This is a genomic window from Rhizobium alarense (genome assembly GCF_021555155.1).
GTDB classification, from domain to species: Bacteria; Pseudomonadota; Alphaproteobacteria; order Rhizobiales; family Rhizobiaceae; genus Rhizobium_D; species Rhizobium_D alarense.
In genome coordinates this window covers 6,984-22,777 of sequence record NZ_JAKGBU010000033.1, presented here as the reverse complement: position 1 = coordinate 22,777, position 15,794 = coordinate 6,984, and the positions used below count along the sequence as shown (strand labels likewise).

20 protein-coding genes are annotated in these 15,794 nt (G+C 64.2%); 11 read left to right on the top strand and 9 right to left on the bottom strand.

The annotated features are described in order from the left end of the window. Positions 1-124 precede the first annotated feature (124 nt). From LXM94_RS12180 to LXM94_RS12165, 4 genes are all read left to right on the top strand, one after another. A complete protein-coding gene (locus LXM94_RS12180; protein ID WP_235771640.1) occupies positions 125-2,536 on the top strand; it encodes a putative bifunctional diguanylate cyclase/phosphodiesterase in 2,412 nt (803 codons plus the stop codon). Positions 2,537-2,560: 24 nt separating this feature from the next. Beyond that, positions 2,561-3,298, top strand: a complete 738-nt coding sequence (locus tag LXM94_RS12175) for a substrate-binding periplasmic protein (protein ID WP_235771638.1) — start codon at positions 2,561-2,563, stop codon at positions 3,296-3,298. Positions 3,299-3,385: 87 nt separating this feature from the next. Beyond that, entirely contained in the window at positions 3,386-4,099 is a 714-nt protein-coding gene (gene pth / locus LXM94_RS12170; RefSeq protein WP_235771636.1) for an aminoacyl-tRNA hydrolase, read from the top strand. Then, on the top strand, positions 4,096-4,578 hold the full coding sequence (locus tag LXM94_RS12165) for a GNAT family N-acetyltransferase (protein ID WP_235771634.1): 483 nt from the start codon (positions 4,096-4,098) through the stop codon (positions 4,576-4,578). The genes pth and LXM94_RS12165 overlap by 4 nt, the downstream gene beginning before the upstream one ends. Here the strand turns inward: LXM94_RS12165 and LXM94_RS12160 are convergent. The 4 genes from LXM94_RS12160 to LXM94_RS12145 all read right to left on the bottom strand — a co-directional run bounded on the left by LXM94_RS12160 (position 4,565) and on the right by LXM94_RS12145 (position 6,063). Further along, on the bottom strand, positions 4,565-4,948 hold the full coding sequence (locus tag LXM94_RS12160; protein ID WP_235771632.1) for a hypothetical protein: 384 nt from the start codon (positions 4,946-4,948) through the stop codon (positions 4,565-4,567). The genes LXM94_RS12165 and LXM94_RS12160 overlap by 14 nt on opposite strands. 61 nt (positions 4,949-5,009) lie before the next feature. Then, positions 5,010-5,318, bottom strand: a complete 309-nt coding sequence (gene clpS / locus LXM94_RS12155) for an ATP-dependent Clp protease adapter ClpS (RefSeq protein WP_235771630.1) — start codon at positions 5,316-5,318, stop codon at positions 5,010-5,012. 86 nt (positions 5,319-5,404) lie between these two features. After that, entirely contained in the window at positions 5,405-5,806 is a 402-nt protein-coding gene (locus LXM94_RS12150) for a type II toxin-antitoxin system VapC family toxin (RefSeq protein WP_235771628.1), read from the bottom strand. Then, positions 5,803-6,063: an AbrB/MazE/SpoVT family DNA-binding domain-containing protein gene (locus LXM94_RS12145; protein WP_235771626.1), complete on the bottom strand. Its 261-nt coding sequence runs from the start codon at positions 6,061-6,063 to the stop codon at positions 5,803-5,805. The genes LXM94_RS12150 and LXM94_RS12145 overlap by 4 nt, the downstream gene beginning before the upstream one ends. A gap of 137 nt (positions 6,064-6,200) precedes the next feature. Here LXM94_RS12145 and ychF point away from each other — a divergent pair, with 137 nt between their 5' ends. The 3 genes from ychF to LXM94_RS12130 all read left to right on the top strand — a co-directional run bounded on the left by ychF (position 6,201) and on the right by LXM94_RS12130 (position 8,334). Next, the gene (gene ychF / locus LXM94_RS12140; protein ID WP_235771624.1) at positions 6,201-7,304 is read left to right on the top strand and encodes a redox-regulated ATPase YchF; all 1,104 of its coding nucleotides are present in this window, start codon (positions 6,201-6,203) and stop codon (positions 7,302-7,304) included. 96 nt (positions 7,305-7,400) lie between these two features. Next, on the top strand, positions 7,401-7,880 hold the full coding sequence (locus tag LXM94_RS12135) for a MaoC family dehydratase (RefSeq protein WP_235771623.1): 480 nt from the start codon (positions 7,401-7,403) through the stop codon (positions 7,878-7,880). Next, entirely contained in the window at positions 7,867-8,334 is a 468-nt protein-coding gene (locus tag LXM94_RS12130) for a MaoC family dehydratase (RefSeq protein ID WP_235771622.1), read from the top strand. The genes LXM94_RS12135 and LXM94_RS12130 overlap by 14 nt, the downstream gene beginning before the upstream one ends. A gap of 12 nt (positions 8,335-8,346) precedes the next feature. On the opposite strand, the gene LXM94_RS12125 is transcribed toward LXM94_RS12130, so the two are convergent. Next, positions 8,347-8,892, bottom strand: coding sequence for an adenine phosphoribosyltransferase (locus LXM94_RS12125; protein WP_235771621.1), 546 nt, complete (start codon positions 8,890-8,892; stop codon positions 8,347-8,349). A gap of 169 nt (positions 8,893-9,061) precedes the next feature. Between LXM94_RS12125 and LXM94_RS12120 the strand changes: the two genes are divergently transcribed. After that, the gene (locus LXM94_RS12120; RefSeq protein WP_235771620.1) at positions 9,062-9,415 is read left to right on the top strand and encodes a hypothetical protein; all 354 of its coding nucleotides are present in this window, start codon (positions 9,062-9,064) and stop codon (positions 9,413-9,415) included. Then, the gene (locus LXM94_RS12115; protein ID WP_235771619.1) at positions 9,405-9,737 is read left to right on the top strand and encodes a type II toxin-antitoxin system PemK/MazF family toxin; all 333 of its coding nucleotides are present in this window, start codon (positions 9,405-9,407) and stop codon (positions 9,735-9,737) included. The genes LXM94_RS12120 and LXM94_RS12115 overlap by 11 nt, the downstream gene beginning before the upstream one ends. Positions 9,738-9,793: 56 nt before the next feature. Here the strand turns inward: LXM94_RS12115 and LXM94_RS12110 are convergent, their stop codons facing one another. From LXM94_RS12110 to LXM94_RS12095, 4 genes are all read right to left on the bottom strand, one after another. Continuing rightward, positions 9,794-10,672: a cytochrome c1 gene (locus tag LXM94_RS12110; protein ID WP_235771618.1), complete on the bottom strand. Its 879-nt coding sequence runs from the start codon at positions 10,670-10,672 to the stop codon at positions 9,794-9,796. A 28-nt stretch (positions 10,673-10,700) separates the two neighbouring features. Beyond that, the gene (locus LXM94_RS12105) at positions 10,701-11,969 is read right to left on the bottom strand and encodes a cytochrome b (protein ID WP_235771617.1); all 1,269 of its coding nucleotides are present in this window, start codon (positions 11,967-11,969) and stop codon (positions 10,701-10,703) included. 14 nt (positions 11,970-11,983) lie between these two features. Beyond that, entirely contained in the window at positions 11,984-12,562 is a 579-nt protein-coding gene (gene petA, locus LXM94_RS12100; protein WP_235771674.1) for a ubiquinol-cytochrome c reductase iron-sulfur subunit, read from the bottom strand. A gap of 264 nt (positions 12,563-12,826) precedes the next feature. Continuing rightward, entirely contained in the window at positions 12,827-14,695 is a 1,869-nt protein-coding gene (locus tag LXM94_RS12095) for an ABC transporter ATP-binding protein (RefSeq protein ID WP_235771616.1), read from the bottom strand. Between the two features lie 249 nt (positions 14,696-14,944). On the opposite strand from LXM94_RS12095, the gene LXM94_RS12090 reads away from it, so the two are divergent. Then, a complete protein-coding gene (locus LXM94_RS12090; protein WP_235771615.1) occupies positions 14,945-15,403 on the top strand; it encodes a (2Fe-2S)-binding protein in 459 nt (152 codons plus the stop codon). Positions 15,404-15,406: 3 nt separating this feature from the next. Next, the coding region (locus LXM94_RS12085) for a molybdopterin cofactor-binding domain-containing protein (RefSeq protein ID WP_235771614.1) at positions 15,407-15,794 on the top strand (388 nt) is incomplete at its 3' end.

Genomic DNA, 15,794 nt, shown 5'->3' with positions numbered 1-15,794 from the left:
CCCGGGAATGCGGGAATCAGGCTCGCCGATTTCAGCAACATTTAAGGATTTGATGAAAGTCTATCATCAACAACGAGAAACCTGAGAACACGAGGCACGGGCAAACCAGTCCGACGAAGGGGGCATGGGCATGAAGATGCACTCGGTGGAGAGCCGGTTCATCGCGATCGTCATTGGCGCCCTGCTCGTCTTCGTCGCGCCGTTGTTCCTTCTCTTCCTGATCCTGTCATCCGACCGCGTCGCGCGCGAGCGGCTCCAGAACACGGAAACGCTCCTCCATGCCAACGTGCAGGCCCTTGGCAAGCCGATCTGGGACTTCGACCGCGAGAGCGTCGAGCAGATCGCGACCGCGCTGCAAGCAGGCTCCAATATCAGCTATGTCCGGGTGCGCGATACCTCGAACGTCATCGACATCCGCAGGCCGGAGGCGGAGCCCGATCGCTCGACAATCCAGTCCGTCGTAACCGCCGACATCCTGCACAAGTCGGCGGACGGCATCCGCAATGTCGGCACGGCGGAAATCTGGATCACCAAGGAAGGCCCCTTCTCGCGCTTCACCAAGGACGAGATGATGATCTTCGCCATCTTCTTCTTCGCCGTCGGCACGCTCTTCACGGCCGCCATCATCGGCAACCGCATCACCATCATCCGGCCGCTGATGCGGCTGACGGCGGCGATCGACGCCACGCAGCGCCTCGGCTCCCGCCATCACGTCGACTGGAATTCCAATGACGAGATGGGCAGCCTCGCCCGCAACTTCAACGAGATGCAGACCAAGCTGGAACGCGAGGAGCAGGAGCTGAAAAGCGCCCACGCCCGCGCGACGGACATCTACAACCGCACGCCGGCCATGCTCTTCTCGATCGATGCGCTCGACCGCATCACGGCGGTCAGCGACTACTGGCTGACGGCGACGGGCTACGAGCGGCGACAGGTCATCGGCTGCAATTTCTCCGACTTCGTCGACGATGGCGAGCGCGACGCCTATCGCATGCGCCGGGAGCAGACGGCCGAAAGCAACGGCACCGTGGAGGTGACCCTGCGCTTCCGCAAAGCCGACCAGTCGGTGATGGACGTCCTCATCCTCGAGACCAATACGGTGGCGGCCGGTGACCGCCAGCCATTGTCGCTCTCCGTCATGACGGACGTGACGCAGCTCAAGGAGGCGGAAAGCCGCAACCACCACCAGGCGATCACCGACCACCTGACCGGCCTCCTGAACCGGCAAGGCTTCGAGGCGGTTCTCGACGAGATGATCAGCGAGAGCGACGCCTCGAAGCAGAAACTGGCGTGCCTCTTCGTCGACCTCGACCGCTTCAAGTGGATCAACGACAATCTCGGCCATGCAGCCGGCGACGAGGTGCTCTGCCAGGTGGCCGCGCGCATCCGCAACCAGCTTCGCTTCAACGACATGGTGGCGCGCCTCGGCGGCGACGAGTTCGCGATCCTGGTCTGCGCGGCCGACGCCAGGCAGGTGGCGATCGACATCAGCCACCGCCTTGCCGCGACTCTCAGGGAGAGCCTTGTCGTCGACGGCACCGAAATCAAGGTCAGCGCCAGCATCGGTGTCGCGGTCTATCCCGACCACGCCGCCACCGCTCCCGACCTGCTGCAGAAGTCGGACATGGCGATGTATGCGCGCAAGCGCGGCGGCAAGAACGGCGTGCAGCTTTTCGATAGCAACATGGTCGACATCGTGCGCAAGCGCCTGGAGATGGAGCAGTGCATCGACCAGGGACTGCGTCAGGACTGGTTCCAGGCCTATCTCCAGCCGATCGTCGACCTGCCGAGCGGGCGCGTCGCCGGCTTCGAGGCGCTGATGCGGCTGCACCATCCCGAAAAGGGCATCCTTCCGCCGGCGGAGATCGTCGGCCTGGCGGAGGAAAACGGCTCGATCCTGCGTGTCGGCGACATCATCCTGACCAAGGCGATCGCAAATCTCGCCGTCGTCTCGCGCCTCTCCGGGCTCGAGGAGAGCTATCTCGCCGTCAACTTCTCGCCGCTGCAGTTCGAGCCGGGCCTGCCCCACCGGCTGGCGGCCCTGCTGCTCGAAAACGGCGTCCTGCCCTGCCGGATCGTCATCGAGATCACCGAAGCGGTGCTGATGCTCGACAGTCCCGTCGTGTGCAGCGTGCTCGAATCGCTCTCAAGTCTCGGCTGCCGCATCGCGCTCGACGATTTCGGCACGGGTTATTCGTCGCTGAGCTACCTGAACCGGTTCCCCGTCGATATCGTCAAGGTCGACCAGTCCTTCACCCGCTCGCTCGGCAGCGACCAGCCGGAGGTCGCCCGCAAGAGCCGCATGCTGATCGAGGGCATCCGGACGATTTCGCATCAGATGGGCTGCGCCGTCGTGGCCGAGGGCATCGAAACCGAGGAAGAGCGGGACATGCTGTGCCGCATGGGCCTTGAATTCGGCCAGGGCTACCTTTTCAGCAGGCCGCTGCCGCTTAACGAACTGATGGACCGCCTCGTCGAGTTCACCCCTCAGGAGCAACCCGACCACAGGCTGCTCGCCACCGTCATGACGGGATAAGGCTCCGGCCGGAAGGACAATCTCATGAAGACCCTGCTTTGCGCCGCATTCGCCTTCCTGCTCTCCGGTCCCGCCCTCGCGGACGAGATCACCTTCGTCACGGAGGAATACGCCCCGTTCAACTACACCGACAACGGCAAGGTGACGGGAATTTCCGTCGACCAGGTGCACGCGATCGCGGCCGCGGCCGGACTCGACTACCGCATCGAGATCATGCCCTGGGCACGCGCCATCGCGCTCGCCGAAACACAGCCGAACCACTGCGTCTTCACCACCGGGCACAACCGGACGCGGCATGAGCGCTTCCTCTGGGTGGAACCGCTCCTCAAGGACCACATGGTGATGGTGAAACGGCGCGGCGGCACCGTCACGGCAACGACACTGGACGAGGCACGCGCCTTGCGCGTCGGCTCGCAGCGCGGCGACTTCGCCGTCGAGGCGCTCGAGGAGCAGGGGTTTGCGGACATCGATCTGGCGGCGGACATCGACGTGACGCTCGGGAAGCTGATCAGCGGCCGCATCGACCTGATGCCGACCTCCGTCAAGACATTCGAGAAGATGGTGCAGGACGGCCATCCGGTGCAGAAGGCGATGCTGATGGACGGCCAGATCTACAGCATCGCCTGCCACAAGGACCTGTCGCGGAACCTCATCGCGACGATGCAGCGCGCGCTGAAGGACCTCATCGCCTCGGGCGAGCAGGACCGGATCTTCACCCGTTACGGATTGCCGCCCAACACGCAGACGGCCGACGTGAAGTGAGCCGAACGACCGAAAGCGGTTGACAAGACGGTGATTTGCCTGTCGTGAAGGTCGAACATTCGTCACGACCTTCCGGAGAGCGAACCGATGCTCATCATCGCGGGACTCGGCAATCCCGGCGCCAAATATGCCGGCAACCGGCACAATATCGGCTTCATGGCCGTCGATGCGATCCATCGCAAACATGCCTTCTCGCCCTGGTCGAAGAAGTTCAAGGCCGAGATCGCCGAGGGCGAGATCGCCGGCGAAAAGGTGCTGCTCCTGAAGCCGCAGACCTTCATGAACCTCTCCGGCGAAGCCGTCGGCGAGGCGATGCGCTTCTACAAGCTGTCGCCGGCGGATATCGTCGCCGTCTATGACGAACTCGACCTGCCGGCCGGCAAGGCGCGCATCAAGACAGGCGGCGGCCATGGCGGCCACAACGGCATCAAGTCGCTCGACGCCCATTGCGGCCAGGACTACCGGCGCCTGCGGCTCGGCATCGGCCATCCCGGCGACAAGGAACGGGTCACCGGCCACGTGCTCGGCGATTTCGCCAAGGCGGACTCCGTCTGGCTCGACCCGCTGCTCGACGAGATCGCCATCGCCGTCGACATGCTGGTGCGCGGCGAGGAATCGCAGTTCATGAACAGGCTGGCGCTCTCGACCGGCGGCAAGGCGGAGGCCGGACCGAAGGCGGAGAAGAAGCCCGCCGGCCAGTCTCACGTTCACCAGGCGCGCAACCACGCGCAGCCGAAGACACTGCCGGCGACCGGCCCGATGGCCGACATGCTGAAGAAGATGTTCGGCGACAAGGGATGAGCGGAGACGCGGTCCTGCCGATCCGGGCAGCGAGAGCGGCAGACCTGCCCGGCCTGCTCAACCTCTATTCCCAGCTCAACCCCCGCGATCCGCCGCTCGCCCCGGCGGTCGCGGAAAAACGGTTCGCGAGCATGCTCGCACATCCCGGCCTGAGCGTCCTGGCGGCGTTCGACGGCCGGACGCCGGTCGCAAGCTGCACGCTCGTCATCGTGCCGAACCTGACACGCGGTGCAGCACCCTATGCGCTGATCGAAAACGTTGTGACCGACAAGGCATGGCGGCGAAAAGGCGTCGGCAGGGCTGTCCTTCTGCGCGCCGTGGCGGACGCCTTCGCCGCCGGATGCTACAAAACCATGCTGATGACCGGGCGGAGCGATCCCGGAACGCACGATTTCTATCGACGCTGCGGCTTCATGCAGGACAAGACGGGCTTTCAAATCCGCAACGACAAGGCCGGACAGACCGTTAGAAAACCGTGACCGTGCCCAGCCGATGCAGAAACAGGCCCCAGAGCCACGCGAGTGCCGCGTCTATCCCCTGTGCGATGGCGATCGACGCGCCGTCGGAAAACACCATCACGGCAAGCCCGCCGAAGCCGGACATCAGGCACGCATTGCGGACGTTGCGGTAGGAATCGAGACGGTAGAAGCCGCCATCGTCATATTCCGTGCCCAGCAGCTTGTCGTTCCAGCCATAGCCGTCGCTGACGAGCATATCCATCGTGTCGTTGTCGGAGAGGCGGTCCGGAAACATGTTGAAGACGGCGCGCGTCACGTGCCCGACCGCGCCGAGCACGAGGAAAAGCGCGAATGCGACGGCGTAGTGCCAGGTGGCGGCCTCTTCGACCATGCCGGTCTCCCCGTTTGCGGCGGAGTGTACCGGCAAGCGGCTAAGGAAGGCTGAATCCGCCCTATTCCTCCGGCTCCGTCTGGAACAGCAGCGGAAAACCCGCCTCCTTGGCGAGGTCCGTCGCCTCCTTCGCCTTTGTCTCGGCGATGTCCCTGGCGCAGACCACGACGACGCACGAACCCATCCTGTGCGCGGTCAGCATCACGCGATAACCCGCTTCCTCGCTCATGCGGAAGACGGCCTTGAGCACCATGATCACGAATTCGCGCGGCGTATAGTCGTCGTTGAGCAAGATGACCTTGTAGAGCTTCGGCCGCTCCAGCTTCGGTTTCGTGACGGTTTTGGGGGTGACGGTGGTTTCTTCGCTCATCGCGTTTCGGCTCCCGATGACGGCGTCGGCCCTTCGCAACGCGATAAATCGTATCGCAGATGCGAGGCGGCAGGCAAGCCCGAGGTTCAGTCCGGCGCAAGCAGGATGCAGCCTCTGCCCTTGCCGGCGACGATCTCGGCGGCCTGCCTGTCGAACGTCGCGAAAAGATCGCCGCCTCGTGCCCGACCCTCGAACTCGATGATCCCATCGGCGAAATCACCGCCGGCAATCATGAATTCAAGCCCGGCAAGCGCGGCCTCACGGTCGCAGTGAACCTTGCCGTCGTTGAGGAGCAACAGCACGCTGGACGCGATGTCCCGGCTCTTCAGCCGGTAGCTTCGCGACGCGACCCAAACAAACTCGCAAAGCACTTGAATCGGCACCGCAATCCCGTCCGCTTCCGCAAGGCAGCGACGGGCCTCGCGGCTTTGCGCCGGATCGTCGTCGAGCGCCGCCCGAAGCAGAACGTTCGTATCTGCGATGATCATCGTCGACGCGTCGCCCACGCCTTGTCGATCTCGTCCTTCAGTTCATCGATCGTGAAATGCAGTCCGTGAGGGTTCCTCAAGCTGCCGAAGAAGTCGTCGATGCGACCGCCGCTCGCCGGTTTCTCCGCCGAGATTTGCAGCTTGCCGTCGGGCAGAATCGCCACTTCAAGCTTGTCGCCCGGCTTGGCGTTCAGATGCCGCAGGAACTCCTTCCTGAGGGTCACTTGCCCTTTTGCTGTAACGGTGAGAACTGTCATCGTCGGCCTCCGCAGCAAAAAGTAAGGCAAAACTGCCTTACACGCAATGTCCGGCTCGGTCGCAAAGCCTTGACCCTCCGGGCGGTTTCGCCCATAGCGACGGCAACAGTTCACATCAGATACGGATACCTCGGTCCATGGGCTTCAAATGCGGTATTGTCGGACTGCCGAATGTCGGCAAGTCCACCCTCTTCAACGCGCTGACCAAGACGGCGGCCGCGCAGGCGGCGAACTACCCCTTCTGCACCATCGAGCCGAACACCGGCGAGGTGGCCGTGCCCGATCCGCGCATGCAGAAGCTTGCCACCGTCGCCGGCTCCAAGGAAATCATCCCGACGCGCATCTCCTTCGTCGACATCGCCGGCCTCGTGCGCGGCGCCTCGAAGGGGGAAGGCCTCGGCAACAAGTTCCTCGCCAACATCCGCGAAGTCGATGCGGTGGTGCACGTGCTGCGCTGCTTCGAGGACGACGACATCACCCATGTCGAGGGGCGCATCAACCCGGTGGGCGATGCCGACACGATCGAGACCGAGCTGATGCTTGCCGACCTTGAAAGCCTCGAACGCCGGGTCGAGCAGACCCGCAAGCGGGCGGCCAGCAAGGACAAGGACTCCATGGCGCAACTGCCGGTCATGGAAGCCGTGGTGAAATTGCTGAACGACGGCAAGCCGGCCCGTCTCCTCCTGAAGACGCTCGCACCGGAAGAGATCGACATCCTGAAGGGCCTCAACCTCCTGACGTCGCACCCGGTCCTCTATGTCTGCAACGTCGCGGAAGCCGACGCGTCGACCGGCAACGCGCACACCGAAGCCGTCGCCGCCATGGCGAAGGAACAGGGTGCCGAATGCGTCACCATCTCGGCCGCGATCGAGTCCGAGGTCGCCCAGCTTCCCGAGGAGGAAGCCGCGGAGTTCCTCTCCGCACTCGGTCTCGAGGAAGCGGGTCTCGACCGTCTCATCCGCGCCGGATACCACCTGCTCGACCTGATCACCTATTTCACGGTCGGCCCCAAGGAGACCCGCGCCTGGACCATCGTGCGCGGCACCAAGGCACCGCAGGCCGCCGGTGTCATTCACACCGATTTCGAACGCGGCTTCATCCGCGCCTTCACGATCTCCTATGACGACTACATCGCCTACAAGGGCGAAGTCGGCGCGAAGGAGGCCGGCAAGGGGCGCGACGAAGGCAAGGAATACGTGGTGCAGGACGGCGACGTCATTCACTTCCGCTTCAACACCTGACGCCTTCGACCAAAGCCGGCTTGCCATGTGCCGCAAAATCGAAATGATGCCGGTGCCGCCTCGGCGCGGGCATTCCGATTTCTGCCGGACGATACGATGACCCCTTCCCTCATGACATTCGAGGATTTTCCGCCGGGCACAAGGTTCGACTTCGCGCCCCGCACGGTCACCGCCGGGGAGATCGTCGCCTTCGCGCGGGAATTCGATCCGCAGCCGATGCACACCGACGAGGCCGCCGGCAAGGCGAGCATCCTCGGCGGCCTCGCGGCGTCGGGCTGGCACACGAGCGCGATGATGATGCGCATGCTCTGCGACAGCTATATCGACCGCACCGCCGGCGAGGGATCTCCCGGCGTCGACCGGATGGAGTGGAAGCGGCCGGTTCTCGCCGGCGATACACTGTCGGGCTATTGCACGGTGCTGGAGGCGCGGCAGTCGCGTTCGCGGCCGGAGATCGGCATCGCGACCTTCCGCGCCGAACTCTTCAACCAGCGCGGCGAGGCGGTCGCCGTCTGCGACTACGCCAACATGATCCGCCTGCGCCGTCCGGAGGACACCGCCGATGCGCATGGCTGAGCTCTACCCCTTGAACGAACCGGTCGTCATCGGCTCGCACGTCTTCACCGCCGAGGACATCGTCCGCTACGCCCGCCAGTTCGACCCGCAACCCTTCCATGTCGATCCGGACGCCGCGAAGAACGCCCTCTTCGGCGGACTCTGCGCCTCTGGCTGGCACACCTGCGCCGGCTGGATGAAGTGTTTCGTCGCGTTCTGGATGGCGGAATATCAGCGGCTGAAACGGGAGGGCATCGAGCCGCCCGAACTCGGCCCCTCGCCCGGCTTCACCAATCTGCGCTGGCTGAGGCCGGTCTATGCCGGCGACACGATCACCTATTCGGTGGCATTGCTGGCGTCGCACGAACGTGCGTCGCGGCCCGGCCGGCTGATCGACACGATCCTCTGCGCCGGTGAAAACCAGCACGGCGAAGCGGTGATCCGCTTCGAAAGCACGGTTCTGGAATTCGTCTGACGAAGGCCGCCGTCAGTGTCCCTCGAAGGCGACGAGCGTACGGACCTCGACGCCGAGCGCCTCGAGCTTCCTGCGCCCGCCGATCTCCGGCAGGTCGATGACGAAGCAGGCCGCGACGATGTCGGCCCCCATCTGGCGCAACAGCTTCACCGCCGCCTCGGCCGTACCGCCGGTGGCGATCAGGTCGTCGACGAGAAGCACCTTCTCGCCCGGTTTCACCGCATCCTTGTGCATTTCCATCTCGTCCACGCCGTATTCCAGGCTGTAGGCGATGCGCACCGTCTCGTGCGGCAGCTTGCCCTTCTTGCGGATCGGCACGAAGCCGGTCGACAGCTGGTGCGCCATGGCGCCGCCGAGGATGAAGCCGCGCGCCTCGATGCCCGCCACCTTGCCGACGCCGTTGCCCGCATAGGGATGGACGAGTTCGTCCACCGCCCGCCGGAATGTCCGCGGATTGCCGAGCAGCGTCGTGATGTCCCGGAAGACGATTCCCGGCTTGGGATAGTCCGGAATATTGCGGATGGAGGCGATCAGGTCTTTTTCGAGGGTCGAAGTCATGGCGCTCGTTCGGTGCGGATGAAGACGGCAGACCTTGACGGCGGAACCGGCGCTTGTCCACCTCTGGATGGACATGGTCACGACATTTTGGTGAAGGGTAGACACGGGGGTTTCGCAATGTTATAAGACCCCCCATAGACCCATATAAATCAAAAACAGGAGCCCCCCCATGGTCCCGCAGGTGCGAATTTCCGACATTGCCATCTGGTTCAAGCATATCGAAAGCCCGGAGCTTCAGGCCCGGCTGCGCACCCTCCGGGATGAGGAATATATCAATCTCGAAACCGACGGCGTCGTTGGACGGTGGGTGCGGATGAAGACCGGCAAGGACGGGCGCCCGACGGAAGCGATCCGGCCGGAAGGCAGCATGAAGGAAGTCTGGGGACGATGGTACAAGTCCCGCCGTGGTGAAGCTGTCCCGCTGCGCGAAGTTAGGCTTGTCGACGACTACCTCAAGAACATCTCGACTCTGTTCCCCGAGTGGGAAAGCGAAGCAGACGACGAGGCCTTCGGTGATCTGTGAACGCTACGAGACGGTCGTCGTTCCCTTCCCCTTCTCGGATGTCCCTGTCCTGAAACGGCGACCCGCAGTCGTCCTTTCCGGCCCGTCATTCAACGAGCGAAACGAATCGAGCGTGGTGGCGATGATCACGACCGCGAAGGCGACCGCGTGGCCGAGCGACGTCACCCTTGCCGACCTGACGTCGGCGAACCTGCCGAAAGCTTGCGTCGTCCGCTGGCGGCTCGCCACGATTCCGAACGCGCTCATCCTGCGTCGATTGGGTCGCCTCGGTCCGATGGACCGGCTTGCCTGCGAACGGGAGTTCGCCAACATTCTGCTCTGACCGAAACACAAAAAGGCGGCCCGGGAGCCGCCTTTCTCATGTGAACGCCGAAGCGCTCAATGTTCCTTGCTGGCGTAGACCGACTTCTTCGTCAGGTAGATGAGGCCGGTGAAGATCACCAGGAAGACCATGACCATGAAGCCGGTGCGCTTGCGGTCCTCCAGATGCGGCTCGGCGGCCCACATCAGGAAGGCGGCGACGTCGTGGGCATACTGGTCGACCGTCTGCGGCGTGCCGTCGTCATAGGTGACCTGGTCGTCCGAGATCGGCTTGGCCATGGCGAGCGCTGCCGCATTGGCGAAATACGGGTTGTAGTGCGTACCCTCCGCCACCTCGACATGCGCCGGCTTCTCTTCGTCGTAGCCGGTCAGCAGCGAGTAGATATAGTCCGGCCCGCCTTCCTGGTACTGCGTGAAGATGTCGAACACGAACTGCGGGAAGCCGCGGGTGATGCCGCGCGCCTTGGCGATCAGCGAGAAGTCCGGCGGCGCCGCGCCGTTGTTCGCCGCCGCGGCCGCTTCGTGGTTCGGATAGGGCGACGGGAAATAGTCGGACGGGACCGCCTTGCGGGTAAACATCTCGCCGTCGCCGTTCGGGCCGTCCTCGACCTCGTAGTTGGCGGCGAAGGTCTTCACCTGCCCTTCCGAATAACCGAGGCCCTCCAGCGTGCGGAAGGAGACGAGGCGCATCGAGTGGCAGGCGGAACAGACTTCCGTGTAGACCTTGAGACCGCGCTGCAACTGGCCCTTGTCGTACTTTCCGAACGGGCCGGCGAAGGACCATTCCTGCTGCTTCGGCTTATGCAGCGGATAGTGCGGCGTGGCGTGTTCCGCCTCGGCGGCGCCGGCCGCAGGCTCGTCCTGCGCGGTGGCGATGGACACGCCCAGGCTGGCGACGACTGCGAGCGACAGAATGCTTGCAACAAGCTTTTTCATTGTTTCGGTTCCTTTCGTCGCGTCGCGATCAGGCCTTGGCCGGCTTTGCGTTCTTCTTCTCCAGAACCGCTTCCGTGATGGAATTCGGAATGCGCTTCGGAGACTCGATCAGGCCGAGGACCGGCATGACGACGAGGAAGAAACCGAAATAGTAGAGCGTGCCGAGCTGGGACAGGATGACGTAGATGCCTTCAGCGGGCATGGCGCCGAGCCAGCCGAGCAGGATGGCGTTGGCCACGAAGATCCAGAAGAACAGCCTGTACCACGGGCGATAGACGGCAGAGCGAACCTTGGACGTGTCGAGCCAGGGCAGGAAGAACAGCACGATGATCGCGCCGAACATCACAAGCACGCCGCCGAGCTTGGAGTCGATCGGGCCGACATTGAAGGTGATGGCGCGCAGCATGGCGTAGAACGGCAGGTAGTACCATTCCGGCACGATGTGGGCGGGCGTCTTCAGCGGGTCGGCCGGGATGTAGTTGTCCGGGTGGCCGAGATAGTTCGGCATGTAGAAGATGAACCAGGCGAAGACGATCAGGAAGACCGAGACGCCGAGTGCGTCCTTCAGCGTGGCAAAGGGCGTGAAGGCGACCGTGTCCGTCTTGGACTTCACCTCGACGCCGGTCGGGTTGGTCTGGCCGGTGACGTGCAGCGCCCAGATATGCAGGACGACGACGCCGGCGATCATGAAGGGCAGCAGGTAGTGCAGCGCGAAGAAGCGGTTGAGCGTCGGATTGTCGACCGCGAAGCCGCCGAGCAGGAACTGCTGGATCCACTCGCCGACCCACGGGAAGGCCGAGAAGAAGCCGGTGATGACCGTCGCGCCCCAGAAGGACATCTGGCCCCAGGGCAGGACGTAGCCCATGAAGCCGGTCGCCATCATCAGCAGGTAAATGACCACGCCGAGGATCCAGAGGATTTCGCGCGGCGCCTTGTAGGAGCCGTAGTAGAGGCCGCGGGCGATGTGCAGATAGACCGCGATGAAGAAGAAGGACGCGCCGTTGGCGTGCATGTAGCGCAGCAGCCAGCCGTGGTTCACGTCGCGCATGATCTTCTCGACCGAGTTGAACGCGACGGTCGTTTCGGCCGCATAGTGCATGGCAAGCACGACGCCGGTCAGGATCTGCACGATCAGCATGACCGACAGCATGGCGCCGAAGGTATAGGCATAGTTCAGGTTGCGCGGAACCGGGTAGGAGACGAAGCTGTCATGGATCATGCGCGGCAGAGGCAGGCGCGAATCGACCCATTTTTCGATGCCGGACGTCGGCTGGTAGGTGGAATGTTCAGCACTCATTATCAGGTGTCCCCTCAACCGATCTTGATAACTGTGTCGGAAACGAACGAGAAGGTCGGCACAGGCAGGTTCTCGGGCGCCGGGCCCTTACGGATACGCCCGGCGGTATCGTAGTGAGAACCGTGACAGGGACAGAACCATCCGCCGAAATCGCCGGCCTGGCCGAGTGGCACGCAGCCGAGATGGGTACAGGAGCCGATCATCACGATCCAGTTCTCCTTGCCCTCGCCGGCGGAGCGGTCGAGGTCGGTCGCCTCCGAGTCCGGCGCGATGTTGGCGTTGCGGGCGACCGGGTCCTTGAGATCAGCCAGCGCGACGGCCTTGGCCTCCTCGACTTCCTTGTCGGTGCGGTTGCGGATGAACACCGGCTTGCCGCGCCACTTGGCGGTCAGCGACATGCCCGGCTGGAGGCTCGACACGTCGACCTCGATCGAGGCGAGCGCCAGCGTCGAGGCGTCCGGCCGCATCTGGTCGATGAAGGGCCAGGCCACCGCAACGGCACCAACGGCACCCGCCATCCCCGTGGTCAGATAGAGAAAATCGCGGCGAGTGGGCTCGCCCAGGGATTCGCTTGACGTCTCGTGTTCGCTCACAGCTAAACCATCCTCTCGCGCAATAGTGTTGCGGAACCGCATCGCCTCATTTGCAACCGGCCAAATCCGGACACAGTACGGCCACAGATTCCCCGCCAATCGGGCGCGTTCTATGCTTGATCGCAAATTATGTCCAGCCTTGGCAAGGGCATGGGGGCACAATGTCGCGGGAAAACGAAAGGCCGTGATTTCCTTGCCAAACCGCGGCGCGCAGGCAAGCGGCAAAGCCCCGTTTTCCGGTTTGCGGGAGAGCGTTGCGGCGGGCTATTCGGCCGCCCGCTCGTGGCCGAGGAAACCGCCGGACTGGCGCGCCCAGAGCTCGGCATAAAGGCCGCCGCGTCCGATCAGCTCGTCATGCGTGCCCTGCTCCACCACCCGGCCTGCGTCGATCACGATCAGCCGGTCCAGTGCCGCGATGGTGGAGAGCCGGTGGGCGATGGCAAGCACCGTCTTGCCATGCATCAGGCGTTCGAGATTGGACTGGATGACGGCCTCTACCTCGCTGTCCAGCGCCGAGGTCGCCTCGTCAAGCACCAGGATCGGCGCGTCCTTCAGCATGACGCGAGCGATCGCGATGCGCTGGCGCTGTCCGCCAGAGAGTTTGACGCCACGCTCGCCGACATGGGCGTCGTAGCCGCTGCGGCCGCGCTGGTCCCTGAGCGCGAGGATGAAGTCGTGCGCCTCGGCCCGGCGGGCGGCCTCGACCATCTCCGCCTCCGTCGCGTTCATCTTGCCGAAGAGGATGTTGTCGCGGATCGACCGGTGGAGCAGCGCGGTGTCCTGGCTCACCATGCCGATGCCGGCGCGCAGGCTGTGCTGGGTGACGGTCGCGATGTCCGTTCCGCCGACGAGGATGCGCCCGCCTTCGAGATCGTAGAAGCGCAGCAGCAGGTTGACGAGCGTCGACTTGCCGGCGCCCGAGCGACCGACGATGCCGACCTTCTCGCCGGGGCGGACGACGAGCGAGAGACCGTCGATCACACCGCTTTCCCGGCCATAGTGGAAACGCACGGCCTCGAAGCGGATTTCGGGCCGGACGATCGTCAGTTCACCGGCGTCCGGCCGATCGACGAGGCCGATCGGCTGCGAGATGAGCTCGGCCGAATTCAGGATCGTGCCGATGTTGCGCATGATGGCGTTCAGCTGCGTCATCAGCCGGTTGAGCAGGAAGTTCATGCGCAGCACCAGCGCCATGGTGAAGGCGACGGCGCCGGAGCTGATGGCGGACTGCAGCCACAAATGCACGCAGAGCACCGCCATGGTGGCGATCATGATGCCGGAGAGCAGCGCCATCGAGGCGCGCACGCCGGTGAGGAACCGCGTGAAGCGCAGGATCGCGTCCTGATAGATCTCGAAGCCGCCGCGCACGTAGCCATCGTTGACGTCGTCGCGTCCGAAGAGTTTTAGCGTCTGGATGTTGGAATAGGCGTCGACGAGCCGCCCGGACAGCATGGAGGCGGCCTCCGCGGACTCCTTCGAATGCACGCGGATGCGCGGCACGAAGAAGCGGGCGAGCACCGCGAAGACGAGAAGCCAGACGCAGATGACGCCGGCGAGCAGGAGGTCGAGCTGGCCGATCAACACCAGCATGGACGCCGTATAGATGCCGACGAACCAGACGCTCTCCATGAAGGAGGTGATGACGTCGCCGGTCGCCTGCCCGGCCGACCAGACCTTGGTGACGATGCGGCCGGAGAAGTCGTTCTGGAAGAACGACAGCGACTGGCGCGCCACATGCGCGTAGGACTGCCACCGCACCAGATTGTAGAAGCCGGGCGTGAGGACCTGCTGGTCGACGAGCGCCGTCAGGAACGTCACCAGGAAGCGCACGACGGCGATCAGGACCAGCATGCCGACGAGCTCGGGACCATGTGCATCGAGAAGGCCGGCCCAGCCGTCACCCGGCTTCACCGTCGCCAGGACGTCGACGATCCGGCCGACGAACCAGAAGGTCGCCGCCTCGATCGAGGCCGTCATGCCGCCAAGCACCAGCATCGCCACGAAGGGCATCTTGGCCTGCCGCACATAGAACCAGACGAAGGCGACGAGACCGGTCGGCGGACGAAGATCGTCCTGCCGCGCAAAGGGCCGTATCCAGTTTTCGAAGAAGGAGAAGATCGCGCGCAGGAGCATGCGCGAGATATATGCGGATTCCGCCGGCCGGCAAATTAAAGTTCGGCAAGGTTCGCCCGCTGTCGGCGCAGACTCGCCGGCATCGGCGTCAAGTCAATCTATCGTTACCGCGGCCGCCGGCCGCCCGGCCGCCGCCGCACTGGAATTCGTCCCGCGGCTGCCTAAATGACCTATGTTGCGACGATCCCGACTGGCGTTGCTGCCAACACGCCCCATAGGCCATGCCTGGGCACTTCCAGAGGTTCGAAGATGGTTACTTTCACGCTCAACGGAGAGGAACGCCGTTTTGACGGCGATCCCGACACGCCCCTCCTGTGGGTCATACGCGATTTCGAGAAACTGACCGGAACGAAATACGGCTGCGGTGTCGCCCAGTGCGGCGCCTGCACCGTGCATCTCGACGGCATGACGCGCCGGTCCTGCATCACGCCGATCTCCATGGTCGACGGCTCCGACGTGGTGACGATCGAGGGCCTGTCCGGCCGCGAGGCCGAGGCCGTGCACAAGGCCTGGGTGGCGATCGACGTGCCGCAATGCGGATACTGTCAGTCGGGGCAGGTGATGTCGGCCGTCGCCTTGCTCCAGATCACCCCGAAGCCGACGGACGAGGACATCGACGGCGCCATGGCCGGCAACATCTGTCGATGCGCCACCTACCATCGCATAAGGCAGGCGATCCACGACGCCGCCGCATCGATGGAGGGCTGAGCCATGACGCTTCATCATGTCACGCCCACACGCCGTGGTTTCCTGACCGGAACCGGCCTCGTCATCGGCCTCGCGCTCGCCCCGAAAATCTCAGCCTTCGCCGCATCCGACGGCGCGCAGGCCGGCGGGCCGGACGGGCTCGCGACGCTCAATACCTTCGTCAAGATCGGCACCGACGACACGGTGACGGTGCTCTCCAAGCACATCGAATTCGGCCAGGGTCCGTTCACCGGCCTCGCCACGCTCGTGGCGGAGGAGCTCGACGCGGACTGGAGCCAGATGCGCGCGGCGCATGCGCCGGCGGACGACAAGCTCTACGCCAATCTCGCCTTCGGCCTCCAGGGCACGGGCGGCTCGACCTCGATCGCCAATTCCTACGAGCAACTGCGCA

Bases quoted from the DNA above. Each gene is read 5' to 3' on its own strand.
- LXM94_RS12180 (WP_235771640.1), top strand. From the start codon at position 125: ATGGGCATGAAGATGCACTCGGTGGAGAGCCGGTTCATCGCGATCGTC.
- LXM94_RS12175 (WP_235771638.1), top strand. From the start codon at position 2,561: ATGAAGACCCTGCTTTGCGCCGCATTCGCCTTCCTGCTCTCCGGTCCC.
- pth (WP_235771636.1), top strand. From the start codon at position 3,386: ATGCTCATCATCGCGGGACTCGGCAATCCCGGCGCCAAATATGCCGGC.
- LXM94_RS12165 (WP_235771634.1), top strand. From the start codon at position 4,096: ATGAGCGGAGACGCGGTCCTGCCGATCCGGGCAGCGAGAGCGGCAGAC.
- LXM94_RS12160 (WP_235771632.1), bottom strand. From the start codon at position 4,948: ATGGTCGAAGAGGCCGCCACCTGGCACTACGCCGTCGCATTCGCGCTT.
- clpS (WP_235771630.1), bottom strand. From the start codon at position 5,318: ATGAGCGAAGAAACCACCGTCACCCCCAAAACCGTCACGAAACCGAAG.
- LXM94_RS12150 (WP_235771628.1), bottom strand. From the start codon at position 5,806: ATGATCATCGCAGATACGAACGTTCTGCTTCGGGCGGCGCTCGACGAC.
- LXM94_RS12145 (WP_235771626.1), bottom strand. From the start codon at position 6,063: ATGACAGTTCTCACCGTTACAGCAAAAGGGCAAGTGACCCTCAGGAAG.
- ychF (WP_235771624.1), top strand. From the start codon at position 6,201: ATGGGCTTCAAATGCGGTATTGTCGGACTGCCGAATGTCGGCAAGTCC.
- LXM94_RS12135 (WP_235771623.1), top strand. From the start codon at position 7,401: ATGACCCCTTCCCTCATGACATTCGAGGATTTTCCGCCGGGCACAAGG.
- LXM94_RS12130 (WP_235771622.1), top strand. From the start codon at position 7,867: ATGCGCATGGCTGAGCTCTACCCCTTGAACGAACCGGTCGTCATCGGC.
- LXM94_RS12125 (WP_235771621.1), bottom strand. From the start codon at position 8,892: ATGACTTCGACCCTCGAAAAAGACCTGATCGCCTCCATCCGCAATATT.
- LXM94_RS12120 (WP_235771620.1), top strand. From the start codon at position 9,062: ATGGTCCCGCAGGTGCGAATTTCCGACATTGCCATCTGGTTCAAGCAT.
- LXM94_RS12110 (WP_235771618.1), bottom strand. From the start codon at position 10,672: ATGAAAAAGCTTGTTGCAAGCATTCTGTCGCTCGCAGTCGTCGCCAGC.
- LXM94_RS12105 (WP_235771617.1), bottom strand. From the start codon at position 11,969: ATGAGTGCTGAACATTCCACCTACCAGCCGACGTCCGGCATCGAAAAA.
- LXM94_RS12095 (WP_235771616.1), bottom strand. From the start codon at position 14,695: ATGCTCCTGCGCGCGATCTTCTCCTTCTTCGAAAACTGGATACGGCCC.
- LXM94_RS12090 (WP_235771615.1), top strand. From the start codon at position 14,945: ATGGTTACTTTCACGCTCAACGGAGAGGAACGCCGTTTTGACGGCGAT.